The sequence below is a fragment of the Pseudoalteromonas lipolytica genome, from assembly GCF_001306915.1.
GTDB classification, from domain to species: domain Bacteria; phylum Pseudomonadota; class Gammaproteobacteria; order Enterobacterales; family Alteromonadaceae; genus Pseudoalteromonas; species Pseudoalteromonas simplex.
On record NZ_LJTC01000024.1, the window covers coordinates 1 to 3,562 of the forward strand.

Below are 3,562 nucleotides of genomic sequence, written 5' to 3' on the forward strand. Positions count from 1 at the left end.
GTTAGCAAGAGTAAAGTTAGCAAGAGTAAAGTTAGCAAGAGTAAAGTTAGCAAGAGTAAAGTTAGCAAGAGTAAAGTTAGCAAGAGTAAAGTTAGCAAGAGTAAAGTTAGCAAGAGTAAAGTTAGCAAGAGTAAAGTTAGCAAGAGTAAAGTTAGCAAGAGTAAAGTTAGCAAGAGTAAAGTTAGCAAGAGTAAAGTTAGCAAGAGTAAAGGAGCTTTAAGCTATAAGTTTTAAGTAAGATTTTGCCTTACATTGTTATGGTTAACCCCGATACCGTAGGCGTGAAATTTATTTCGCGCGAATAAGTTAGAGCAAAGCCAATAAAGCAAGACCTGCTCCATAGATTTCTTCGAAGATAGGCCGATCATGGCTTCGTTTTAGCTAATTGCGCATCCATGCGCAATATTACTCATCAATTGTTTCTTTTCAGAGCGCGATGCCGGGGTATATGGAAACGTAAGAGATTGTTGCTTTATCTTGCAGCGCATAAATACTAAACAATTTAAATTAAATCTAATAATTATAAGCAGAAAATTGAGGAGTTATGTTATTTTAGGGCAATAAGTTAAGGTTAACACCACTGCAACGGAGGCAGTTCCCATTGGCTAAAAATAGAAAAAGTTCATTTAGAAAAAAAGTAAGATCTAGTGTAAGTAAAACGGGCTATAACTTTATTGATGAAATGAATAATTTAAAAAAAATAAAAAATGTTGTTTCATTCAGAGAGGCGCTTGATAAAAAGTTAACAAATCCAAATTTTAAACTTAATTTGCATAATAACCAAGAACTATACCGTGATAAATTCCGTAAAAGTAACTCTGTTTTTCCGAAGTCAGAGTTTTTAAAAGAGCTTTATATTGCTGTAGTTAAAATAAATAAAAATATTACTTTAATAAATGAATTTTGCAAAATAAAAAGTGAATTTGAGCGCTGTTTTCTTTTAGGGGAAATAGATGAAGCTCATCTTTGTCTTGAGGAAGCGAGAGCGTTAACAGGATTATCTTATTGGTATTTGGAAAGTAAACTATCAGTTTTGGCTTGGGAGGCTGATAATACTAAACTTTCTGCATTTTATAAATCAATTCATTCTTTAGAGCTTGAACCAGTTGAGATAAGAGATTTTGATTTATTATTCGATAAAGCAATAGAATCAATACCTGCAGATAGAGTGGATTTTTCATTAGACTCATTGATTGATGGGGTTTCATTGGATTGTGCTGACTACTCGACAATCGATTTTTTGTTTAGATTTAACCCATTAAAAGAGACGGATTATGAGTCAGTATTGAGATACTTTGGACCTTGTAATATTGTTGATATATTTTTAAGTACAACTCGGATCGTTTACTGTAAATATGCAAATGAAAAGCTAAATGGTCAAGCACTTGATATCATAAAAATGATAGTGGGGATAAAGGATAGGAAGTGGTTTAACTTTAATTTAATTGTCAACGGTGAAGTTAATGTTTCTTCTAAAGAAACGGCTTTTCTGAGGATATGTGATGAGTACATTAAAGGAGAGTATGAAAAAGTTGTTAACCTTTGTGAAGAGGTTTTATATAAGTGGCCTGATTTTTCAAGTGTATATGAGTTTTATATAAATTCACTTTATAATACTAATATAAAAAGTGGTTTTAGCTCTTCAACTCTATTAGGCCAAATTTTTGAATCGGTTATTCAATACGTGTCTTCTAGAGGGTGTCTTGATGTTAATGTTATAAATAAAAAAATATATCAAAATCAGAGTTTAGATTCTTTACAAATTATAAATCTAATTAAATCTAAAAATAACATATTAACGCAAAATAATTCAGCAAAAGTGATCTATAGGTTTTTGGATATAGGTTGTACTACTGTTAATCCTTTTCAGAAAAGTAATTATGATGATGGCAGTCTTTTTTACCATCTAAACTCAATATCGGATCTGTCAAAAGTTAATGATCAGATACCTAACTATAGGATTTTGAAAAGAAAAGCTGACGAAAAATTTGAGATTGCTTCATATCGAGAAGCAGCTGATGCTTATAAATCAATCCAAGACTTCCCTAAGCATTTTGAAGATGAGTTAATGATAAAAGAGATTTTTTGTCTACTCAAGTCTGGTGATATTGAATTATCAGTTAAGAAACTATGCGAAAATTATTTCAAGAAAAATATTAACATGGAGAGGTTTCCATGTACCGAATTCTTGTATGAAATAGAAAATTATCCACATGAGCTACCAATAAATATACAACTTATTATTGTTATTTACATCCTAGTTGAAGTTACAAATAGCGATAAACATATAATTTCAATGTATTTTGATGACTTTATGGATGAACTCGAGATTGATTTTCCAAGTGATATTTTACCTAACTCTCAGGAAGAGCGATTTCTTCTTGAGTTCGTATTAAGTGTTGATGTTCTTGAAGGCGTACACATATGCAGGAAAATATATGAAGGCTCTAGTCATTTAATGTTTGATAGAGTTTTAATTCTATCTAGTTTGCTAGATATTGAAACCTGTGAGAATAAAAAGGAACTTTTTAAAAATGAGATTAGTTTTTTAGGGCATAAATACGCAAAAAACTTTAGTTTAAAAGATTTAAGTCCAGGTAAAATTGAAGTAGATCGAGCAGCTCTGGCAGCAAAGGCGGTTGAGAGAAATAAAGATTCATATCTAAAAATAACTCATGCATTAAAAAATGAATTTCAGCTCCCCGAATTAGATGAATTTGGTAATTTTCTAGGTGAAGAAGTTATTTCCCTCAGAGAATCTTTTACTTACGCATATCAGCTGCTTCTTGATATCAGAGATCTATATACGTTAGATGAGTATTTTGGGTTGGATTATTCTTTGAATACAGATATAAGACATAATGGAATTGTACCTGTTATAAGATCTGTTTTTGAAGCGCATGGCTTACTATCTAATAAAGTTAATGGGGTTTATAAAGATAATGTAGAATTTGAGAGGAGATATAAAAGAATTCTTAAAGTCCATTTTTACAAAGCAATGCAAGAAGAGTTAAAGGATTTTTCTTCAGAAATTGACACAAGAATTAATAATTTAAAAACAAGAGTTATTAAAATAATCACAAATGAAAAAGATGACCAAGAGCGAATATTTAAATTTATTATTTCTGAAGTTGATGTTAACAAGCTTTTAACTTTAATAAATGCAGGTAGTACTTATGTTGAAACTATAGATTACTGCTTTCAACATTTAGAAAAATTGACAGAACGATCTATGGAGGTAGGAAGGGAGCTGCTACTCGAGGGTCTTGATAAGGAATTTACTAAAAAACTAACTAAATTACATCAATCTCTGGCTAAAATTGGTAGGGGAAATGATGATTTTTTAGAACGGATTTCATTAACAAAGAATGACTTAAGAAACACTTTGCAGGAGGTCTCAGAGTGGCTAGCTTTTTCTAATAAAACAGGAGACGATTTTTCTATAGATTTTCCTTTGTATGAAGCTAAGCTATTTGTAGAAAAAATATTCCCAAAAGTGAAAATTAATTTAGAAATTACTAATTTATTAGAGGGAGAGCAATATAATGGGCGTATTTTAAAT

The 3,562-nt window shown here is 30.7% G+C and carries 1 protein-coding gene and 1 pseudogene; one reads left to right on the forward strand and one right to left on the reverse strand.

Annotation, left to right across the window (positions count from 1 at the left end):
- Nucleotides 1–162 (reverse strand): annotated as a pseudogene (locus AOG27_RS21990) (pentapeptide repeat-containing protein); the annotation flags it as partial.
- 439 nt (nucleotides 163–601) lie between these two features.
- On the opposite strand from AOG27_RS21990, the gene AOG27_RS20820 reads away from it, so the two are divergent.
- The coding region (locus AOG27_RS20820; RefSeq protein ID WP_152967177.1) for a hypothetical protein at nucleotides 602–3,562 on the forward strand (2,961 nt) is incomplete at its 3' end.